This window comes from Photobacterium sp. SP02 (genome assembly GCF_038519165.1).
GTDB classification, from domain to species: Bacteria; Pseudomonadota; Gammaproteobacteria; order Enterobacterales; family Vibrionaceae; genus Photobacterium; species Photobacterium halotolerans.
Genome location: NZ_JASJOJ010000004.1, coordinates 144,137 through 165,086 on the forward strand (window position 1 = coordinate 144,137; position 20,950 = coordinate 165,086).

The 20,950-nt window shown below is 51.0% G+C and carries 18 protein-coding genes and 2 tRNA genes; 17 read left to right on the top strand and 3 right to left on the bottom strand.

What is annotated here, in order from left to right; all coding sequences use genetic code 11:
* Positions 1–26: 26 nt before the first annotated feature.
* Positions 27–1,439, bottom strand: a complete 1,413-nt coding sequence (gene dacB / locus P0Y67_RS03295; RefSeq protein ID WP_342390734.1) for a serine-type D-Ala-D-Ala carboxypeptidase — start codon at positions 1,437–1,439, stop codon at positions 27–29.
* 378 nt (positions 1,440–1,817) lie between these two features.
* Between dacB and greA the strand changes: the two genes are divergently transcribed.
* Positions 1,818–2,291, top strand: a complete 474-nt coding sequence (greA, locus tag P0Y67_RS03300) for a transcription elongation factor GreA (RefSeq protein WP_192015579.1) — start codon at positions 1,818–1,820, stop codon at positions 2,289–2,291.
* Positions 2,292–2,376: 85 nt separating this feature from the next.
* On the opposite strand, the gene yhbY is transcribed toward greA, so the two are convergent.
* Complete coding sequence (yhbY, locus tag P0Y67_RS03305; RefSeq protein WP_027253076.1) at positions 2,377–2,673, bottom strand: ribosome assembly RNA-binding protein YhbY; 297 nt, start codon at positions 2,671–2,673, stop codon at positions 2,377–2,379.
* 179 nt (positions 2,674–2,852) lie between these two features.
* Here yhbY and rlmE point away from each other — a divergent pair, with 179 nt between their 5' ends.
* The 16 genes from rlmE to P0Y67_RS03385 all read left to right on the top strand — a co-directional run bounded on the left by rlmE (position 2,853) and on the right by P0Y67_RS03385 (position 19,354).
* Entirely contained in the window at positions 2,853–3,482 is a 630-nt protein-coding gene (gene rlmE / locus P0Y67_RS03310) for a 23S rRNA (uridine(2552)-2'-O)-methyltransferase RlmE (RefSeq protein WP_027253075.1), read from the top strand.
* A gap of 50 nt (positions 3,483–3,532) precedes the next feature.
* Positions 3,533–5,491 (top strand): ATP-dependent zinc metalloprotease FtsH, encoded by a 1,959-nt coding sequence (gene ftsH / locus P0Y67_RS03315; protein ID WP_342390735.1) that lies wholly within the window; start codon positions 3,533–3,535, stop codon positions 5,489–5,491.
* Between the two features lie 134 nt (positions 5,492–5,625).
* Entirely contained in the window at positions 5,626–6,486 is an 861-nt protein-coding gene (folP, locus tag P0Y67_RS03320) for a dihydropteroate synthase (RefSeq protein ID WP_342390736.1), read from the top strand.
* The gene (gene glmM / locus P0Y67_RS03325) at positions 6,479–7,816 is read left to right on the top strand and encodes a phosphoglucosamine mutase (RefSeq protein WP_342390737.1); all 1,338 of its coding nucleotides are present in this window, start codon (positions 6,479–6,481) and stop codon (positions 7,814–7,816) included. Before folP ends, glmM begins: the two co-directional genes overlap by 8 nt.
* 223 nt (positions 7,817–8,039) lie before the next feature.
* Positions 8,040–8,375, top strand: a complete 336-nt coding sequence (secG, locus tag P0Y67_RS03330) for a preprotein translocase subunit SecG (RefSeq protein ID WP_192015583.1) — start codon at positions 8,040–8,042, stop codon at positions 8,373–8,375.
* 11 nt (positions 8,376–8,386) lie between these two features.
* Positions 8,387–8,471: transfer RNA gene (locus P0Y67_RS03335), tRNA-Leu, on the top strand.
* Between the two features lie 60 nt (positions 8,472–8,531).
* Positions 8,532–8,608, top strand: a tRNA-Met gene (locus tag P0Y67_RS03340).
* Between the two features lie 263 nt (positions 8,609–8,871).
* Positions 8,872–9,327, top strand: coding sequence for a ribosome maturation factor RimP (rimP, locus tag P0Y67_RS03345; RefSeq protein ID WP_342390738.1), 456 nt, complete (start codon positions 8,872–8,874; stop codon positions 9,325–9,327).
* Positions 9,328–9,349: 22 nt separating this feature from the next.
* Entirely contained in the window at positions 9,350–10,837 is a 1,488-nt protein-coding gene (gene nusA / locus P0Y67_RS03350; protein WP_027253069.1) for a transcription termination factor NusA, read from the top strand.
* A gap of 23 nt (positions 10,838–10,860) precedes the next feature.
* The gene (infB, locus tag P0Y67_RS03355) at positions 10,861–13,581 is read left to right on the top strand and encodes a translation initiation factor IF-2 (RefSeq protein WP_342390739.1); all 2,721 of its coding nucleotides are present in this window, start codon (positions 10,861–10,863) and stop codon (positions 13,579–13,581) included.
* Positions 13,582–13,672: 91 nt separating this feature from the next.
* The gene (rbfA, locus tag P0Y67_RS03360) at positions 13,673–14,074 is read left to right on the top strand and encodes a 30S ribosome-binding factor RbfA (RefSeq protein ID WP_027253067.1); all 402 of its coding nucleotides are present in this window, start codon (positions 13,673–13,675) and stop codon (positions 14,072–14,074) included.
* Positions 14,074–15,033, top strand: coding sequence for a tRNA pseudouridine(55) synthase TruB (gene truB, locus P0Y67_RS03365; protein ID WP_342390740.1), 960 nt, complete (start codon positions 14,074–14,076; stop codon positions 15,031–15,033). Before rbfA ends, truB begins: the two co-directional genes overlap by 1 nt.
* A 137-nt stretch (positions 15,034–15,170) precedes the next feature.
* Positions 15,171–15,440, top strand: a complete 270-nt coding sequence (gene rpsO / locus P0Y67_RS03370; RefSeq protein WP_027253065.1) for a 30S ribosomal protein S15 — start codon at positions 15,171–15,173, stop codon at positions 15,438–15,440.
* Positions 15,441–15,734: 294 nt separating this feature from the next.
* Positions 15,735–17,846: a polyribonucleotide nucleotidyltransferase gene (gene pnp, locus P0Y67_RS03375; protein ID WP_027253064.1), complete on the top strand. Its 2,112-nt coding sequence runs from the start codon at positions 15,735–15,737 to the stop codon at positions 17,844–17,846.
* A gap of 148 nt (positions 17,847–17,994) precedes the next feature.
* Positions 17,995–18,909 carry a lipoprotein NlpI gene (gene nlpI / locus P0Y67_RS03380; protein ID WP_342390741.1) on the top strand — a complete coding sequence of 305 codons (915 nt, stop codon included), beginning with the start codon at positions 17,995–17,997 and terminating at the stop codon, positions 18,907–18,909.
* A gap of 82 nt (positions 18,910–18,991) precedes the next feature.
* Positions 18,992–19,354, top strand: a complete 363-nt coding sequence (locus P0Y67_RS03385) for a hypothetical protein (RefSeq protein ID WP_342390742.1) — start codon at positions 18,992–18,994, stop codon at positions 19,352–19,354.
* A gap of 74 nt (positions 19,355–19,428) precedes the next feature.
* On the opposite strand, the gene P0Y67_RS03390 is transcribed toward P0Y67_RS03385, so the two are convergent.
* A complete protein-coding gene (locus tag P0Y67_RS03390) occupies positions 19,429–20,784 on the bottom strand; it encodes a GntP family permease (RefSeq protein WP_342390743.1) in 1,356 nt (451 codons plus the stop codon).
* Positions 20,785–20,950 lie beyond the last annotated feature (166 nt).

Consider the following 20,950-nt stretch of genomic DNA (forward strand, 5'->3'; position numbering starts at 1 on the left):
AGTTCGCGGTTCAAGTCTGAATCTGGTTAAAACGACTCATACAGATCTGTATATAACTGACGTTCAAACCTGAAAATTTCCGGCATGACAGCCGGGGCATCTTCTGTTTTTTCTGGTGGCAGATAGTTAGTAACAAACTGAACAAATAATAAGGGTTTGCCGGATTTGGCTGTCATCACGCCGGCTAAATTGAACGTGCCGTAGAGAGAACCCGATTTAGCGGCCAGTCGATTTTTCAGCGGCTCATGCCGGATACTCTGGCGGTAACGCAGGGTGCCCGTTTCGCCAGAAACGGGCAAATCAGCAAGCAAGTTCAGGCTGTCATTATGCTGGTAGATGTAAGTCATCACTTTCATCATGTCGCTGGCCATGATGCGGTTGTCCCGGGATAAGCCAGAACCGTCGGCCAGCACCGCCCGGCTCAGATCGATACCGGTATGCTCAGCGATGATCTGCTTGATTGCTTCGGTGCCATTGTGAAAACTGCCCGGTTGATCGTAGAAGCGCTGCCCCAGGGTTTTGGCAAGGTTATCGGCAATCAGGTTGTCAGAATCTTCCAGCATAACTTTTAGTAATACCGGCAAAGGTGCTGAGCTGTGGCTGGTGATCAGCTGGCCTGTCTGAGTGTCATCGCGCAGGATTTTGCCATCAAAAGCTATGCCTCTTCTGTCGAGCTCTTGCAATAGCACCTCGCGGACATAGGCCTCGGTATCCACGACTGCAAAATTCAGCGGCAAGGGCTTATCCCGCTGCGGCAGGCAGCCGTTGAGCTGGTAATGGTTGCCGGGCTGGGTTTGCAGCTCCAAAGAGCAGAAGGTGGATTTTTGCTGTGCTTTGCTGACGACTTTGGCCAGGCTGGTGGCACTGACTGGCTGATGGGCAGGGATATGAAGCCGGGTCGGCTGGCCCAGTGGCCGGTCACTGTATAAGGCCGCCTGAACACAGTTGTGTTCCAGTGTGATACTGCTGGACGGGGCACTGTAACAGACGCCAAGGCTATCCCAGGGCCAGCCGGATGCCTGTTCGTAGCCGGTAAACTGGCTGCCGTTAAGGTAGATATTCCCTTTGATGCGATGGACACCTTTTTGTTTCAAAGTGTGCAGCATGGCAGCAAGATCGCCACGAGATAGCGTCGGATCGCCACTGAAACGGATAATAAAGTGCTCTTTGTTCTGCTCTAGCCGAGTGCTGAAACGAAAATTCTGCTCCAGGTACAACCTGGCTGCTAAGGCTGTCAGCAGTTTCTGAGTGCTGGCGGGAGCCTGCAATTGTTCAGCGCGCTGGCTGAAAATGGTGTTGCCCGTTGCCGGGTCAGTAATAATGAGAGCCAGATCATGCCCTGAGGGGAGTGATGCCATCGCGGTATCAGGAGAAAATTCGGCAAATGCCGAATGGGATAACACGAGTGCCGCGAAAAATAAGCCAACTTTGTTTTTCATAATGGTGACGAGCCGTTGTAAACCTAACTGGCAATCATAGGGGGTAAGAGAGCGGGGTGGCAATGAAAGTTCGTTAATATCCTGTAAGATATGTTTTCCTATCCCGAATACCACAGCGCTTGTGCATCAGGGAACTCAGACAAAGGCGGCCGCCCTGCGAAATTGTGCAGGGCGGCAAGCGACGGAATGTGATGGAGAGACAGCGACTAAACCGCAAGCTGTAGACAGAGGTTGCATCCGAGGCCGTGTATTAGGTATCTTGTTAGGCAGAAAAGCCGTTTCTTCTATTCATGCGTTAGCCCAGACTTGTGCTGGGCTGGCTTTTTTTTTGTCCGAAAAGCAATCCTGCTTTTCTGGCGTTTCGAGGTAGATTACTTTATGGAAAAGATCCCAATGACAGTCCGCGGCGAACAGCAGCTGCGTCAAGAGCTGGACGCCTTGATGAAACGTCGTCCACAGATTACAGAGGCCATTGCTGAAGCTCGTGAGCTGGGTGACCTGAAAGAGAATGCGGAGTATCACGCGGCCCGAGAGGAGCAGGGGATCTGTGAAGCACAGATTCGCGATATTGAGTATAAGTTGTCTGTGGCTCAGGTTATTGATGTCACCAAGATGACGAATCACGGCAAAGTGATTTTTGGCTCCACAGTGACTTTGCTGGATGTGAATACTGACGGTGAAGTGACCTACTGCATCGTAGGGGATGATGAAGCTGACATTAAAAAAGGTCTGATTTCAGTTAACTCGCCCATTGCACGTGGTTTGATTGGCAAACAGGAAGGTGATGAAGTCAGTATTGCCACCCCTGGTGGTCGAAAAGAGTTTGAGATCGAGAAGGTCGAGTACGTTTAAAGGTCAGGGCCGGGTGCTTTATTGTTAATAAATGTAACAGCAACCGGGCCTTGAAAAGTAAAAAAGGCCGCGTTGGCGGCCTTTTTTATTTGCGGGGAAGCTCGATTTTCCGGTCTTCCGACTGACGGTACAGCACCAGGATATTACCGATAACCTGTACCTTTTCTGCCTGAGTTTCACGAACGATGGCATCGACAATCAACAGCTTGGTTTCGCGTTCTTCCGCGGCAACCTTCACCTTGATCAGTTCATGGTGGTTCAGGGCCAGTTCGATTTCTGACAGCACGGCTTCAGTCAGGCCGTTGGCGCCCATCAGGACTACAGGCTTGAGGCTGTGAGCAAGGCCTTTCAGGTATTGCTTCTGTTTGGTGCTTAGATTCATGGTGACTCAATATCTATAACAAGGGTTGAAAACAGGGTATTCTAACGCCATCTAGTCAATATGACTAACGTTGTTTCGTTACGCTGGTGTTCCTGCCAACTCTGGGCCACAGTAAAAGTAGTACTGCTGAACCAGAACGGGAACCATCGGCTGTTGGGTTGATTCGCATTGGGTAATGCATGAGTAAAAAGAAACATTCTGCCAGTTCCGGACGCTGGCTGAAGGAACATTTTGATGATAAGTATGTCATGGAAGCCCAGAAAAAGGGTTACCGTTCCCGAGCCATTTTCAAACTGGAGGAAATCCAGAGCAAAGATAAGTTGTTAAAACCAGGGATGACAGTTGTCGATCTGGGTGCTGCACCCGGGGGCTGGTCTCAGTATGCGGCCAGTGTTGTTGGCGATTCAGGGCAAGTGATTGCCTGTGATATTCTGCCAATGGATTCCCTGCCTGGTGTGAGCTTTTTACAGGGCGACTTCCGTGAAGAAGCTGTGCTGGATGCATTACTTGAGCGAATTCAGCCAGATATGGTTGATGTTGTTTTGTCTGACATGGCGCCGAACATGAGCGGTAATCTGGCGTCAGATCAGCCTAGAGCAATGTATCTTGTTGAACTAGCATTAGATATGTGCAGGCAGGTGCTTGCGCCCAATGGAAGTTTTGCGGTAAAAGTTTTCCAGGGCGAAGGCTTCGATCAGTATCTGGCCGAGGTGCGTAGCATGTTCAAGGCAGTTAAAATCCGTAAACCAGACTCATCCAGGGATCGCTCCCGTGAAGTCTATATTGTGGCTACAGGTTATAAACTGTAGTACCCTACATTCATCTTTAAAGTTATCGCGAGGTTAACACCTTGAGTGACATGGCAAAAAACTTGATTTTGTGGTTAGTCATCGCCGTGGTGCTGATGTCTGTTTTTCAGAGCTTCGGTCCGGGAGATAGTGCTGGCCGTCAAGTCGACTATACGACTTTTGTCCGGGAAATCGGTCAGGATCAGATTAGGGAAGTACGGTTCAGTGATCGTGAAATTACGGTATTTAAGCGTGATAACACCCGTTATGTGACTTACTTGCCTGTCCTGAATGATCAGAAATTGCTGGACGATCTGATTAATGCCAACGTAAAAGTGGTTGGGACACCACCGGAAGAGCCGAGCTTACTGGCTTCTATCTTCATATCCTGGTTCCCGATGCTGTTACTGATCGGGGTCTGGATTTTCTTTATGCGCCAGATGCAGGGCGGAGGTGGCAAAGGTGCCATGTCGTTCGGCAAATCTAAAGCACGCATGATGAGTGAAGACCAGATTAAAACAACGTTCAACGACGTTGCCGGCTGCGATGAAGCCAAAGAAGACGTGAAAGAGCTGGTGGATTACCTGCGTGATCCCAGCCGCTTCCAGAAACTGGGTGGTAAAATCCCAACCGGTGTGCTGATGGTAGGTCCTCCTGGTACGGGTAAAACCTTACTGGCCAAAGCCATCGCCGGTGAAGCGAAAGTCCCATTCTTTACTATCTCTGGTTCTGACTTCGTCGAAATGTTTGTCGGTGTGGGTGCATCCCGTGTCCGTGACATGTTTGAACAGGCTAAGAAAGCGGCGCCTTGCATTATTTTCATCGATGAAATTGATGCTGTAGGTCGTCAACGTGGTGCGGGCGTTGGTGGTGGTCACGATGAACGTGAGCAGACACTTAACCAGATGCTGGTGGAAATGGATGGTTTCGAAGGTCACGAAGGTATTATCGTGATTGCAGCGACCAACCGACCAGACGTTCTGGACCCGGCTCTGTTGCGTCCAGGTCGTTTTGACCGTCAGGTTGTTGTCGGTCTGCCCGATGTGCGTGGCCGTGAACAAATCCTGAAAGTGCACATGCGCAAGGTACCGCTGGATGGGGATGTTGAACCATCACTGATTGCCCGTGGTACGCCAGGCTTCTCTGGTGCTGATTTGGCCAACCTGGTGAACGAAGCGGCGCTGTTTGCTGCCCGCGGCAACAAGCGTACTGTGTCTATGGTGGAATTCGAACTGGCGAAAGACAAGATCATGATGGGCGCTGAGCGTAAATCTATGGTGATGTCTGAAGAGCAGAAAGAATCGACCGCATATCACGAAGCGGGCCACGCCATTATTGGCCGACTGGTACCGGATCATGACCCGGTTTATAAAGTGTCCATTATCCCTCGGGGTCGGGCACTGGGTGTGACCATGTACCTGCCGGAGCAGGATCGCGTCAGCCACTCCAAAGAGTATCTGGAGTCGATGATTTCCAGCTTATACGGTGGCCGACTGGCAGAAGAGCTGATCTACGGGGTAGAAAAAGTCTCTACCGGTGCGTCAAACGATATTGAACGCGCCACTGATATTGCCCGTAAAATGGTCACTCAGTGGGGCTTCTCGGATAAACTGGGTCCTCTGTTATACGCAGAAGACGAAGGTGAAGTATTCCTGGGGCGTTCAGTGACTAAGACAAAACACATGTCTGATGACACAGCGCGTACCATTGATACTGAAGTCCGTGCCATTATCGACCGTAACTATGAGCGTGCGCGTGAAATTCTGGCAAGCAATATGGATATTCTTCATTCAATGAAAGATGCGTTGATGAAGTATGAAACCATAGATGCAGGTCAGCTTGACGACCTGATGGAGCGTAAATCTGAGATTCGCGCACCAAAAGGCTGGGGTGACAAAGACGACACCCTGAAAGCGGAAGCGCCTGAGTCACAAGATAAAGCCAGTGATGCGGCAAGCGACAAGCCGGCTGAGAAGCCAGAGCAGGTTCAGCCACACCACAGCGAAGAAAATGATAAACCGCAGGCCTGATGCCTGGCGGTGAATATAAAACCCCGGGGAGACTCGGGGTTTTTTGTTTCTGCTGTGTCAGATATTCTCAGTTGTAAAGAAACAAGCGAGCCTCGGGATAGTATGAGCGCTCCCCCAGTCAGGAGTAATGGGCCTTGTTACTGAAAAGCAAAGAAAAAATCTTAGACCTTTCTTATCCTCATGCCATGGGAATCCTCAATTTCACCCCGGATTCATTTTCTGATGGCGGTAAATTCAATCAGCTGGACGATGCCTTAAGGCATGTTGAAGACATGCTGGCCGTCGGCACCAGTATCATTGATATTGGCGGTGAATCGACCCGACCCGGTGCGGCCGATGTGTCTGTCGCGGAAGAGCTCGACCGTGTTGTGCCTGTTGTGGAAGCCATACACCAACGATTTGATTGCTGGATCTCAGTGGATACCAGCAAAGCGCAAGTGATGGCTGAAGCGGCTAACGCCGGGGCTGATTTGATTAATGATATTCGCGCACTGCTTGAACCGGGCGCGATAGAAGCCGCAGCGGCTGCCGGCGTCCCTATTTGTTTAATGCATATGCAGGGCCAACCGCGTACAATGCAGCATCAGCCGCATTATGATGACCTGCTGTCAGATGTGAGTACGTTTCTTTCGGAGCGCATTCAAGCCTGTGAAAAAGCCGGTATTCGTCGTGATCAACTGTTGCTGGATCCTGGGTACGGTTTTGGTAAAACCCTGGAACACAATTATCAGTTGCTGGCACATTTGGAGCAGTTCCATCAGTTTGGCTTACCGCTGCTGGTAGGAATGTCCAGAAAATCGATGATTTGTAAATTACTGAATAAAACACCTGCGGAAGCACTGGCAGGGAGCCTGGCCTGCGCTGCCATTGCAGCGATGAAAGGCGCCCAGATTATCCGTGTCCATGATACCCGTGAAACACAGGATGTACTGGCTGTCTGCCGTATGACGCTTGAACAGGAAAATAAAGCGCTAGGAGCGAAGATTAATGGCTGAACGTAAATATTTCGGCACCGATGGTGTCCGTGGCCGTGTTGGCCAGTCACCCATCACCCCTGAGTTTGTCTTGAAATTGGGCTGGGCGGCGGGCCGCGTGTTGTCACAGCAGGGCACCAAAAAAGTCATTATTGGTAAAGACACACGCATTTCCGGTTATATGCTGGAATCTGCACTGGAAGCCGGATTGGCCGCCGCAGGTTTGCAGGCCGCCTTTACCGGGCCAATGCCGACACCTGCCGTGGCCTATCTGACGCGGACATTTCGTGCCGAAGCAGGCATTGTGATTTCGGCCTCTCATAACCCTTATTATGACAACGGTATCAAGTTCTTCTCGTCTGAGGGGACTAAACTGCCTGACGCTGTCGAAGCGGCCATTGAAGCCGAAATGGATAAAGAGCTGGTGTGTGTCGAATCTGCCAGTCTCGGCAAAGCCTATCGGATTAACGATGCGGCCGGCCGTTACATCGAATTTTGCAAGGGAACGTTTCCATCTCATTTGAGCCTGGAAGGCTACAAGGTTGTTGTCGACTGCGCCCACGGTGCCACTTACCACATAGCACCGAACGTGTTTCGCGAGTTGGGTGCGGAAGTGATCACTCTGGGCTGCGAGCCAAACGGTATCAATATCAATGCCGAGGTCGGGGCGACGGATGTGCGCGCCTTGCAGGCTAAAGTCCTGCAGGAAAAAGCGGATTTCGGTATTGCGCTGGACGGTGATGGTGACCGGGTGATCATGGTTGATGAAGACGGTAACAAGGTCGACGGTGACCAGATTGCGTATATCATTGCCCGTGATGCATTGCGTCGTGGTGAGCTGAAAGGGGGCGTCGTAGGCACATTAATGACAAACCTGGGGATGGAGCTGGCGCTGAAAAACCTGGGGATCCCGTTTGTTCGTGCTCAGGTCGGCGATCGCTATGTAATGGAAGAGCTGGTTAAAAACCAGTGGACCATAGGCGCGGAAAACTCTGGCCATGTCATAGTGCTGGACAAAGTGACGACAGGTGACGGTATAGTAGCTGGCCTGCAGGTGATGGCCTCGATTGTCAGCAGTAAATTGTCACTCAAAGCCTTGTGTGAGGGGCTGACTATGTTCCCGCAAGTGCTGGAAAATGTCCGTTTCGCTGGCGATTCCAACCCATTGGAGTCTGAGGCGGTACTGGCCGCAAAAGCAGCCGCAGAAGCTAAACTCGGTGAGCGTGGTCGCGTATTATTGCGTAAATCTGGTACTGAACCGCTGATTCGTGTCATGGTTGAAGGTGAAGACGGTGCTCTGGTGAGTGATTCGGCCCTGTCGATTGCTGCTGCTGTCAAAGAGTGCTGTTAACAGCTTGCCTTGAAAGGGATTCCGGTTTGTCAGTCTGTAACCGGAATCCTTATCTGAAAACTGTTCATTTATTACACAAGCGATTCATCAATCACTACATTCTGAGAAAAATCGCTTGTCACTCCTGTCGGCATTCGCTAGTATTCCCTCGCTCCTGACAAAGGGGTGCGCTGGCACTGCTGTTGCAAAGCCGGCACAACACTATGGAACATAGGTGGAACCCATGTACGAAATTCTACTTGTGATTTATCTGTTGGCTGCGCTTGGTGTAATTGGCCTGGTTCTGGTTCAACAGGGTAAAGGCGCAGATATGGGAGCCTCATTCGGGGCTGGTGCATCAGGAACTTTGTTCGGTGCCAGCGGCTCTGGTAATTTTTTAACCCGAATGACTGCAATTTTTGCAACTGTATTTTTTGTGATCAGCTTGGTTCTGGGCAATTTAAGCGCAAAACAAGCGGATGCAACAAGTGGCTGGGAAAACTTAAGTGCCCCAGCACAGCAAGAACAAGCTGTTGATACAACTGAGCAAGCGCCTGTAAATAGCGATATTCCTCAGTAATTAACAGATTTGCCGAGATGGTGAAATTGGTAGACACGCTAGCATGAGGTGCTAGTGCCGTAAGGTGTAGGGGTTCAAGTCCCCTTCTCGGCACCATTGTTTCCGTTACTTGAAAGAGTAACCACTGAGGGATATAATCGCTCTCAGAATTACGGACGCGGGGTGGAGCAGCTTGGTAGCTCGTCGGGCTCATAACCCGAAGGTCGTCGGTTCAAATCCGGCCCCCGCAACCAACTTGGACGAAGGTTTGAGTTATTTTCTCAGGCCATCGATGGATTGCCGCCCAGATTAAACCGGCACCATAACCGAGTTTTGAAAGACGACGATTCCCGGAACAGAATCGATTTCGTTTTTCTGCTATAACCTTTAAGAGGTTTTAGCTATCAGGGTCCAGAGATAATAAACCCCGTAATTCGGGGTTTTTTATTATCTGAAACATGACCATTCAGGTATCTACTGGGCTTTAATGCCCTTTTTTTGTTTCCAGGGGGTTGTCTTGACCGCTTTAGAGATGCAACTAACTGAACTACTGGAAGCGCCAGTTACTGCCTTGGGCTATGAACTGGTGGGTCTGGAGTTTATTCGTGCGGGTGAACATTCCACATTGCGTGTGTTCATTGACCACGAGAACGGTATCACAGTCGATGATTGTGCCGATGTGAGCCGTCAGATCAGTGCAGTGATGGATGTTGAAGATCCTATTACTGTTGCTTATAACCTGGAGGTTTCTTCCCCGGGTCTGGATCGTCCGCTGTTCAGAGCGGCACATTATGAGCAGTTTATTGGCCACGAGGTCAGCCTGGTCCTGAAAATGGCGATGAGTAATCGCCGTAAGTGGAAAGGTGACATTGTTGCCGTTGACGGTGAGCTAGTCACGTTGAACGTGAAAGGCGATGAAGAAACCTTTGCGCTTAGCAATATTGCCAAAGCCAACCTGGTTCCAAAATTCTAACCGCTAAATTGGGGCATTAGAAATGAACAAAGAAATCTTGGCTGTCGTTGAAGCGGTATCCAACGAGAAAGCTGTTCCGCGTGAGCGTATCTTCGAAGCATTGGAGATTGCACTGGCAACAGCAACAAAGAAAAAGTACGAAGCTGAAATTGACGTGCGCGTTGCGATTGATCGTAAAACGGGCGACTTCGATACTTACCGTCGCTGGAAAGCTGTGGACGAAGTAACGGCGCCAACTCTGGAAATTACTCTGGAAGCCGCGCAGTATGACGATGAAACTGTTGAGCTGGGTGATTATGTTGAAGAGCAGATTGATTCTGTGACCTTTGACCGCATCACGACGCAAACGGCCAAACAGGTTATCGTACAGAAAGTGCGTGAAGCTGAGCGTGCGCAGATCGTTGAACAGTTTATCGATAATGAAGGTGAGCTGATCACAGGCGTGGTGAAGAAAGTAAACCGCGATGCCATTATTGTTGATCTGGGTAACAACGCTGAAGCTGTGATTCTGCGTGAAGATCAGCTGCCACGTGAAAACTTCCGTCCAGGTGACCGCGTACGTGGTCTGCTGTATGCTGTGCGCCCTGAAGCGCGTGGTTTCCAGTTGTTCATGACTCGTTCTAAGCCTGAAATGCTGTCTGAATTGTTCCGCATCGAAGTACCGGAAATCGGTGAAGAGATGATTGAACTGATGGGCGCTGCCCGTGATCCTGGCTCTCGTGCCAAGATTGCAGTGAAAACCAATGACAAACGTATCGACCCTGTCGGCGCTTGTGTTGGTATGCGTGGTGCGCGTGTTCAGGCGGTATCCGGTGAGCTGGGTGGTGAACGTATCGATATCGTACTGTGGGACGAAAACGCCGCTCAGTACGTTATCAATGCCATGGCACCGGCTGAGGTAAGCTCTATCATCGTTGATGAAGACAACCACACCATGGATATCGCGGTTGAGAAAGACAATCTGGCGCAGGCCATTGGTCGTAGCGGTCAGAACGTTCGACTGGCATCTGTCCTGACCGGCTGGGAACTGAATGTGATGACTGTGGAAGATCTGCAGAAAAAGCACCAGGCCGAAGCGCAGGCGTCGATTGATCTGTTTGTCAAGTACCTGGAAATCGATGAAGAATTCTCGATTGTCCTGGTTGAAGAAGGCTTTACCAGCCTGGAAGAAGTAGCCTATGTACCTGTTCAGGAATTAATGTCAATTGACGGCCTGGACGAAGATACGGTTAACGAATTGCGTAACCGTGCGAAAGAAGCACTGACCACTATTGCCCTTGCGCAGGAAGAGTCTTTGGATGGGGTTGAGCCTGCCGAAGACCTGCTGAGCCTGGATGGTATGGAACGCGAACTGGCATTCAAACTGGCCGCTAAAGGTATCTGTACGCTGGAAGATCTGGCTGACCAAGGTACTGATGACCTACTGGACATCGAAGGCCTGAATGAAACCAGCGCGGGTGAATTGATCATGGCTGCCCGTAATATCTGCTGGTTCAGCGACGAAGCATAATTAATTAGCAAGGGAGGAGCAGCATGTCAGAGGTTTCAATTAAGGCACTTGCCGAAGAAATCGGTACCCCGATTGATCGTTTGCTTCAACAGTTTGCCGATGCTGGCATCAGCAAAAAAGCTGAAGACAGTGTCAACCAACAGGAAAAAGAGTCTCTGTTGAGCCACCTGAAGAAAGAACACGGTGGTAACACTGACGAGGCACCGACCCGCCTGACTCTGCAACGTAAGACCCGTAGCACGCTGAGTGTATCGGGTACAGGCGGAAAGAGTAAAAACATTCAAGTAGAGGTGCGTAAAAAACGCACCTATGTCAAGCGCTCAGCCCTTGAAGAAGAGCAGCGTGCTGAAGAAGCGCGCAAGGCTGAAGAGGAAGCCAAGCGTGCTGCAGAAGAAGCAGCGAAACGCGAAGCAGAAGAGCGGGCTAAACGTGAAGCTGAAGAAAAAGCTCAGCGTGAAGCGGAAGAAAAACGCTTAACAGAAGAGAAAGCCCAGCAGTCAGAGAAGCAAGCTAATCGTGATGCAGTGGATGCCAATCCACGTCAGGCAGAAGAGAAAGCGAAGCGTGCCGCTGAGCAACAGGCTACTAAGAAAGAAGCTGAAGAACTGCAACGCCGCCGGGAAGAGGAAGCCAAGCGTAAAGCCGAGGAAGACAGTCAGCGTCAGCTAGAAGAGGCACGCAAAATGGCAGAAATCAATGAAAAGAACTGGTCGAAAAAGGACCAGGAAACAGGTGCTATGGAACAATCAGACTACCACACGACTACTTCTACCCATGCCCGTGCGGCGGAAGATGAACAAGACCGTCGCGAGGAAGAATCTCGTCGCCGTGCTAAAAAGAAAAAAGCCGCCAGCGGTCCTAAGGGTGATGAGCCGCGTGAACGTGCGATGCCTCAACGAGGTGGACGTAACCAGCGTGGTCGTGGCAAGCAGCAAATGAGCAAGCCTACGTCAATGCGTCATGGCTTCGATAAAACAGCCACTGTTGCCAAAGCCGATGTTGTTATCGGTGAAACCATCGTTGTTGCTGAACTGGCTAACAAGATGGCGGTGAAAGCGGCTGAAGTTATCAAAGTGATGATGAAGCTTGGCGCTATGGCCACGATCAACCAGGTTATCGATCAGGAAACCGCACAGCTGGTTGCTGAAGAAATGGGCCACAAGGTTATCCTGCGTAAAGAGAACGAGCTGGAAGAAGCCGTACTGTCTGATCGCGACGAGAATCTGACTGTTGTCCCTCGTGCTCCGGTTGTGACTATCATGGGTCACGTTGACCACGGTAAAACATCTACCCTGGATTACATCCGTAAAGCGCACGTTGCGGCAGGCGAAGCCGGTGGTATTACTCAGCACATTGGTGCATACCACGTTGAAACCGATAACGGTATGATCACCTTCCTGGATACCCCTGGACACGCCGCGTTTACCGCTATGCGTGCCCGTGGTGCACAGGCGACGGATATCGTTGTCCTGGTGGTTGCCGCAGACGATGGCGTGATGCCACAGACGATTGAAGCGATCCAGCACGCGAAAGCGGCAGGTGTACCGCTGATCGTTGCTGTGAACAAGATCGATAAAGAAGATGCTAACCCAGACAACGTGAAGAACGAGCTGGCCCAGTACGACGTGATGCCGGAAGAGTGGGGCGGCGAGAACATGTTTGTTCATATCTCTGCCAAACAGGGTACGAACATCGATGGTCTGCTGGAAGCAATTCTGCTGCAAGCAGAAGTTCTGGAACTGAAAGCCGTTTCTGAAGGCATGGCGAAAGGTGTGGTGGTTGAATCCCGCCTGGATAAAGGCCGTGGTCCGGTTGCGACTGTGCTGGTTCAGGAAGGTACGCTGCGCAAAGGCGACATCGTACTGTGTGGCCTGGAATATGGTCGCGTACGTGCTATGCGTGATGAGCTGGGTCGTGACATTGAAGAAGCGGGTCCGTCTATCCCGGTTGAGATTCTGGGTCTGTCTGGTGTACCGTCTTCGGGTGACGAAGCGACTGTTGTCCGTGATGAGCGTAAAGCGCGCGAAGTGGCACTCTACCGTCAAGGTAAGTTCCGCGATGTGAAACTGGCTCGCCAGCAGAAAGCCAAGCTGGAGAACATGTTCTCTAACATGACTGCAGGTGAAGTGGCTGAACTGAATGTTGTACTGAAAGCCGATGTACAGGGTTCTGTGGAAGCGATTGCCGATTCACTGCGTAAGCTGTCAACGGAAGAAGTGAAAGTGAACATCGTCGGTTCCGGCGTAGGTGGTATCACTGAAACTGACGCCGTACTGGCTGCCGCGTCTAACGCGATTCTGCTGGGCTTCAACGTCCGTGCGGATGCGTCTGCCCGTAAGACCATCGAAGCTGAGAACCTGGATCTGCGCTACTATTCCATCATCTATCAGCTGATTGATGAAGTGAAAGCAGCGATGGGCGGCATGCTGTCTCCTGAGTTCAAGCAGGAAATCATCGGTCTGGCTGAAGTACGTGATGTGTTCAAATCACCGAAACTGGGTGCGATTGCCGGTTGTATGGTTACCGAAGGTACCATCAAGCGTAACAACCCAATTCGTGTCCTGCGTGATAACATTGTTATTTACGAAGGTGAACTGGAATCACTGCGTCGCTTTAAAGATGACGTACAAGAAGTGAAGAACGGTTACGAGTGTGGTATCGGCGTGAAGAACTACAATGATGTTCGCGTTGGTGACCAGATTGAAGTTTTCGAAATCGTTGAAATTCAGCGTACGCTGGATTAATCAGGTTGCTCGCTGACCTGGAATGAACACTGGGGAGCTTCGGCTCCCCTTTGTGTCGAGGTAGGCGGCCGACTTTTAGAGAGAGAATCAAATGGCTAAAGAATTCAGCCGTACACAACGTGTTGCTCAGCAGCTGCAAAAAGAGCTGGCAGTGATTCTGCAACGCGAAATTAAAGATCCCCGTATTGGCATGGCGACAATTTCCAGTGTGGAAGTCTCCCGAGATATGGGATACGCCAAAGTGTATGTCACCTTCCTGACTATCGGTGAACAAACACCGGAAGACAGCCTGGAAGCGTTGCGCGAAATGGCACCTTACATTCGTTCGCTGCTGGGTAAGCAAATCCGTCTGCGAGTGACACCTGAGTTGAACTTTATTTTTGACCAGTCGCTGACCGAAGGCATGCGCATCTCCAACCTGGTAAGCAAGGTTGTTCGTGATGACGAAGCACGCCGCGTTGACGAACCTAAGGACGAAGGTGAGGATAACTAATGGCGCGTCGTCGTAAAGGGCGTCCGGTAGACGGTGTTCTGCTGCTGGATAAGCCGGGCGGCATCACATCAAATGATGCCCTGCAAAAAGTAAAACGTCTCTTTTTTGCGGAAAAAGCAGGCCACACCGGCGCTTTGGATCCGCTTGCGACGGGTATGCTGCCAATCTGCCTGGGGGAAGCGACCAAGTTTTCCCAGTTCTTGCTGGATTCCGATAAGCGTTATCGGGTCATCGCCAAGCTGGGCGAGCGTACCAATACCTCGGATTCGGATGGCGAAGTGGTCGAAACCCGAGAAGTGAAGGTAGACCGTGGTCTGCTGGAGCGCTGTATTGCCAAGTTTCGCGGTACAACCAAGCAAATTCCGTCTATGTTTTCGGCGCTGAAATATCAGGGACGCCCGTTGTACGAATATGCCCGTGAAGGCAAAGAAGTACCTCGTGAGGCCCGCGATATCACAGTGTATGAAATCTCACTGCTGCGCTTTAGCGACAACGAAGTTGAGATGGAAGTCCATTGCTCCAAAGGCACCTATATCCGCACTATCGTTGATGATCTGGGTGAGATGCTGGGCTGCGGAGCGCATGTCACTTATCTGCGCCGTATCGGTGTCTCTAAGTACCCGTTGGACAAAATGGTCACGCTAGAGCAGCTCGAAGCGCTGCTGGAGCAGGCCAGAGAGCAGGATATTCAGCCGAAAGAGCTGCTGGATCCGCTGCTGTTGCCAACCGACTCGGCAGTACAGGATTTACCGGAAGTGAACTTACTGCCGGGTGTCGCCAGTTATGTGCTCAATGGCCAACCAGTCCAGGCCGGTCGTGTGCCTGATGCCGGCACCTTGGTTAGGCTGACAGCCGGTGAGCAACGTGATTTCATCGGTGTGGGTGAAATCAATGCCGAGAACATGGTGGCGCCTAAGCGTGTGCTGGCCAATCGGGACCAGGCTGACCAAGAGAAATAAGCCGCTCAGCGGCCTGTCAGGTGAATCATATTCCGCTTGCGGCCTTCCGGACAGGTGCGTATAATTCGCGGCTCGGGTGTCGGCTGAATCAGAGATTGGCTGGCACAAATTTTACTATTTTGTATTAGGAATGAGTTATGTCTCTGAATGCAGAAACTAAAGCAACTATCGTTGCTGAATACGCGCAAGGCGCAAACGACACGGGTTCACCTGAAGTTCAGGTTGCACTGCTGACTGCACAGATCAACCACCTGCAAGGTCACTTTGCAGAGCACAAAGGCGATCACCACAGCCGTCGTGGTCTGCTGCGCATGGTTTCTCGTCGTCGTAAGCTGCTGGACTACCTGAAAGGCAAAGATCTGGGTCGTTACCAGTCTCTGATCGAGCGTCTGGGTCTGCGTCGCTAAGATTGCTGGAAGAAAGGAGCCGATTGGCTCCTTTCTTTTTTGCATCTGTCGGTCGGAGATGCCAATCTCTGACTGGAAAGTTGTTTTAAAACGGTACTGAATAGCGTTCACGAGTCGTTTTCGTCGACCTAGAGGTCGCGGCTATTGACAGAGGCTGCCCAAATCGGCTTTTGCCATTAGTCGCGATGCGTGAAATGTGCTTAAAGTACCCCACTTCACATGACGCTTTTTGCTGTGTCGGATATACTTACAGACGCAAATAGAAAAGCAGATCAATATTTTAAGGAAATTCACGTGAATCCTATCGTTAAAACCTTCCAGTACGGCAACCATACCGTAACACTGGAAACCGGTGTGATGGCGCGTCAGGCTACTGCCGCTGTAATGGCTAGCATGGATGACACTTCCGTCTTCGTTTCTGTTGTGGGCAAAAAAGAAGCGGTAGAAGGCCAGGACTTTTTCCCTCTGACTGTTAACTACCAGGAGCGTACTTACGCTGCCGGTAAAATCCCGGGTGGTTTCTTCAAACGTGAAGGCCGTCCTTCTGAAAATGAAACCCTGACGGCCCGTCTGGTTGACCGTCCAATCCGTCCGCTGTTCCCTGATGCGTTCAAAAACGAAGTGCAGGTGATTGCGACTGTGGTTTCTGTTAACCCGGACGTTAACCCAGATATCGTGACCATGATTGGTACCTCTGCCGCTCTGGCTATCTCAGGTATTCCTTTCAACGGTCCAATCGGTGCAGCCCGTGTGGGTTACATCAATGACCAGCTTGTGCTGAACCCAAGCAACAAAGAACTGGCTGAGAGCCGTTTGGATCTGGTTGTTGCCGGTACAGATAACGCAGTGCTGATGGTTGAATCAGAAGCAGACCGTCTGACTGAAGAGCAAATGCTGCAAGCCGTTGTTTTTGGTCATGACCAGCAACAAACTGTGATCAATGCCATCAAAGAATTCGCTGCAGAAGTGGCAACCCCGGCGTGGGATTGGGTGGCTCCGGCCGTTAACACCGAACTGAAAGCACGCGTGGCTGAAAAAGCAGAAGGTCGTCTGACAGATGCTTACCAAATCACTGAAAAAATGGCGCGTTACGAGAAAGTGGGTGCCATCAAAGCTGACGTGGTAGCTGAACTGCTGGCAGAAGATGCCGCACTGGATGAGCGCGAAATCCGCGACATGCTGGGCTCTCTGGAGAAGAACGTGGTTCGCAGCCGCATCATTGCCGGTAACCCGCGTATTGATGGCCGTGAAAAAGACATGGTTCGTGCTCTGGACGTTCGTACTGGTGTACTGCCACGTACTCACGGTTCATCACTGTTTACCCGTGGTGAAACGCAGGCGCTGGTTTCTGCCACTCTGGGTACCCAGCGTGACGCGCAGATCCTGGACGAGCTGACCGGTGAGCGTAAAGAACACTTCCTGCTGCACTACAACTTCCCTCCATACTGTGTAGGTGAAACTGGCTTTGTGGGTTCGCCTAAGCGTCGTGAAATCGGCCACGGTAAACTGGCTAAGCGCGGTATCAAAGCGGTAATGCCATCAGTTGACGAGTTCCCGTACACTGTACGTGTAGTGTCTGAGATCACTGAATCAAACGGTTCGTCTTCTATGGCCTCTGTCTGTGGTACCTCTCTGGCTCTGATGGACGCCGGTGTGCCAATCAAAGCCTCTGTAGCGGGTATCGCTATGGGTCTGGTGAAAGAAGGCGACGATTTCGTGGTTCTGTCTGACATTCTGGGCGATGAAGATCACCTGGGTGACATGGACTTCAAAGTGGCCGGTACTAACGACGGTATTACTGCACTGCAGATGGATATCAAGATCGAAGGTATTACCAAAGAGATCATGCAGATTGCTCTGAACCAGGCTAAAGGCGCCCGTATTCACATCCTGGGTGTGATGGATCAGGCTATCAGCACTGCTCGCGATGACATTTCTCAGTTTGCTCCTCGTATTCACACCATGAAGATCAACCCAGAGAAGATCAAAGATGTGATCGGTAAAGGTGGTGCGGTAATTCGTCAGCTGACCGAAGAAACCGGTACAACGATTGAAATCGAAGACGACGGTACAGTGAAAATTGCAGCCACCGAAGGGACTGCTGCGAAAGAAGCGATTCGCCGTATCGAAGAAATCACCGCAGACGTTGAAGTTGGCCGCATCTATACTGGTAAAGTAGTGCGAATTGTTGATTTTGGTGCTTTTGTTTCTGTTATCGGTACAAAAGAAGGTCTGGTACACATTTCTCAAATCGCTCAGGAGCGTGTTGAGAAGGTTTCTGATTACCTGCAAATGGGTCAGGAAGTACAGGTCAAAGTACTGGAAATCGACCGTCAGGGCCGCATCCGTCTGAGCATGAAGGAAGCACAACCTGAGCAGGCACCAGCCGCTGGTGAAGATGCTTAATCCATCTGGATAAGCCTGTCTTCATTACGTAATAAAAGTGGGGCTGTGACAGCCCCTTTTTTATACCAATGAACTATCAAAACCGAATCGCTACCTTTGGCTCATCAAGTGTTGATGAGCGGCAACGGGTTCGCACGGGCAGGGGAGAATGGCATTGTTTGCAAAGAGGTGTAAGTACGTAGCCATTGCGATGGCCGTTATGTTGGCAGGGTGTTCTACGAGTACCTATTCCAGCTGGGAGCAACCGCTGATTGCGGTCCCGCTGCAGCCAACCATACAGCAACAAATCCAGTTAGCACGTATTGATCAGCTATTGGGACGCAGTGATCTGAACGATGAAACCCGTTCGCAGATCTACTATGAGCGCGGGCTGCTTCATGATGGCATTGGCCTGCGTGATCTGGCCCGACTGGACTTTAACCAGTCGCTGTCTCTGTACCCCGCACAGCCTGATATTTTTAATATTCTTGGGGTGTATTTTACGCAGAGTGCGCATTTTGACGCGGCCTACGAGGCCTTTGACTCTGCACTGGAACTGGATATCAGCCATCCGTTTGCACAGCGAAACCGCGGTATCGCGTTGTATTATGGCGGTCGGTTTGACTTAGCCAAACAGGATTTACTGGCGCATTATCAGCAGGATCCCAATGATCCTTACCGTGCTATCTGGCTGTATATGGTTGAGCTGGAATCAGAGCCGGACAAAGCCAAACAAAATCTGCAGAACCGGTTTGACCAGGCAGAGCGCGAAGACTGGGGCTGGAACATTGCCGGTATGCTGCTTGGCGGCGAATCGGAACAACAGCTTCTCGATGGCATAGTGAAAGACAGTGAAACCAATGAGCAGATGGCGGAGCGTTTGACCGAGAGCTACTTCTATATGGCCAAGCGTTATCAGCATAACAACCAGTATGCGGAAGCTGTTCAGCTGTATAAACTGGCTTTAGCCGGCAATGTCTACGAGTTTGTTGAGCACAGGTTTGCGACTCTGGAGCTCAATCGTTTACTGGCGAGTTTGCAGGGTGAAGCCGATACCAGCGGCGACATAGGCGATGAACTTTAAGCCGCTCTGTCGCTGAGTTAAGAAAATACCGACCAGCTGCAATCACTATAGTGTTAGAAAGAGTGCTTTGCAGGTGGCGGTTATGTTCAGGCTTTATGTCGCTTTCACGTTAATGGCAATGGTGGCGGTCAGCGTAGCCAAAGCACAGCAGCTCGACTATGTTTATTCGGTATCCACGCCGGGCGAAGGCCGCCTGGTGACTGTCGATAATTACTGGTTGCTGGCATTCAGCCATACCTACGACATTCGCTTACCTGAGCATGTCAGCCAGGGCGACAAAGTGATGATTGAGATCAAGCAGGATGATAGCTGGCAGGCAGAAGCATTTACAGTCACAGCGATCAGCATTTTTCAGGATTTGTGTCGATTACATCGCCAGCATCCCAGCCAGGATGGCCGTTTTCCGTCAGATGCCATCTATATTCAGCCTTGTCGCAGCGAATAACAGCGTAAAATAATCCAGAATACCGGCTAATAACAACGCCCCGCATTAATCGGGGCGTTGTTGATCCGAGCCTGTCAGACCAGACCGGTACTGAGGTGTACCACTATGACAGTAAAGGCCGCCATCAGCGGAATCGCCATAGTCACCACGGCAATATCCCCATAGCTCTGTCTGTGAGTCAGGCGACAAACCGCCAGCAAAGTAATCACAGCACCACAGTGCGGCAGTGTATCCAGCCCGCCAGCGGCCAGCAAGACCACGCGATGCAGCACTTCAGGGTTAATCCCGGTACTCAGAAAATCATTGCCCAGCAGAGCCAGCACCATACCTGTCCCGCCGGACGACGAGCCAATAATACCGGCAAGACTGGTCGAGGTGAGCGCCACTTTGAACAGATCCGGAATATCAATGGCGGCAATACCGGCTTTGATAATCACAAAGGCCGACAGGGCGGTAATCACAGCACCATAGCCTACCTCAGAAGCCGTGTTGAAAATGGGCAGCAGAGAGCCCACCGAACCGTCGAAGACGTGTTTGTTGGTATCAAACAGATAGCGACGATAGCTCACCAGCATGAAGATAATGGCGACAGCCAGCGCGATAATCACAGGCCAGGTGCCGTTGATCCGCGTATCCAGTGTTTCATATTCGGCAATCACAGCAGGTGATTTGAAGTAAATATTGGTCAGTACAAAGTTGATGACAAATACCATCAGAATCGGAACCAGTGCCATCAAGACGCTCGGTGTTGCGGCGCTGTCATCCAGATCTTTATCACTTTCATCATGGTCGCCATAATTTTCACCAGCCGCAATGGCCTTCTGGGCGCGGTATTTGATCCACAATACTCCCAGCACCAGCATCATAGTTCCGGCCAGCAAGCCCAAGGCCGGTGCCGCGTAAATAGTGGTGCCGAACGGTATGGTTGGCATGGTGTTCAGGTACTGCGGCGTGCCCGGCAGCGCCGTCATGGTAAAGGTGAAAGCACCCAGAGTGATCGCCGCAGGCAGCAGGCGCTTAGGAATACCGGCCGCGCGGAAAGTGGCTGCACCAATCGGATACATGGCAAAGACCACCACAAAGAGTGACACGCCGCCGTACGTCAGCAACGCGGTCGCCAGCACGACAGACAATATCGCGTGTTTGGTACCCAGATGCTGAATGATAAAACGTGATAAAGCACGGGCAGCACCCGATGCGCCCATCAGTTTGCCAAAGATAGCCCCGGCGATGAAGATGGGGAAGTACAGTTTGATGTAATTGGCTGCGGCGGGCATGAAGACATTAGACAGTGCATACAAAAAAGGGAAATCGCTGGTAAGCAGTGCAGCGGCCATGGCTAAAATGGGGGCGAGGATCAGAACTGACACGCCTCGGTAGGCAAAGTACATCAAACCCACAAGCGTGAGCAGTATCACGGCAACATCCATATTCTCTCTCCGTTTCATGGTTATAGTTGTAACAGGTCGTTAACATCCTAGACCTCTCAGTCGTGATTGAAAACATCACTGGTCGGTCCAATTTTTATATTCAGTGGTAAAGTGCGAGCCGCATCATGCTATACCAGGTGTAAATCGCAGCCCCTGTTTTAATTGA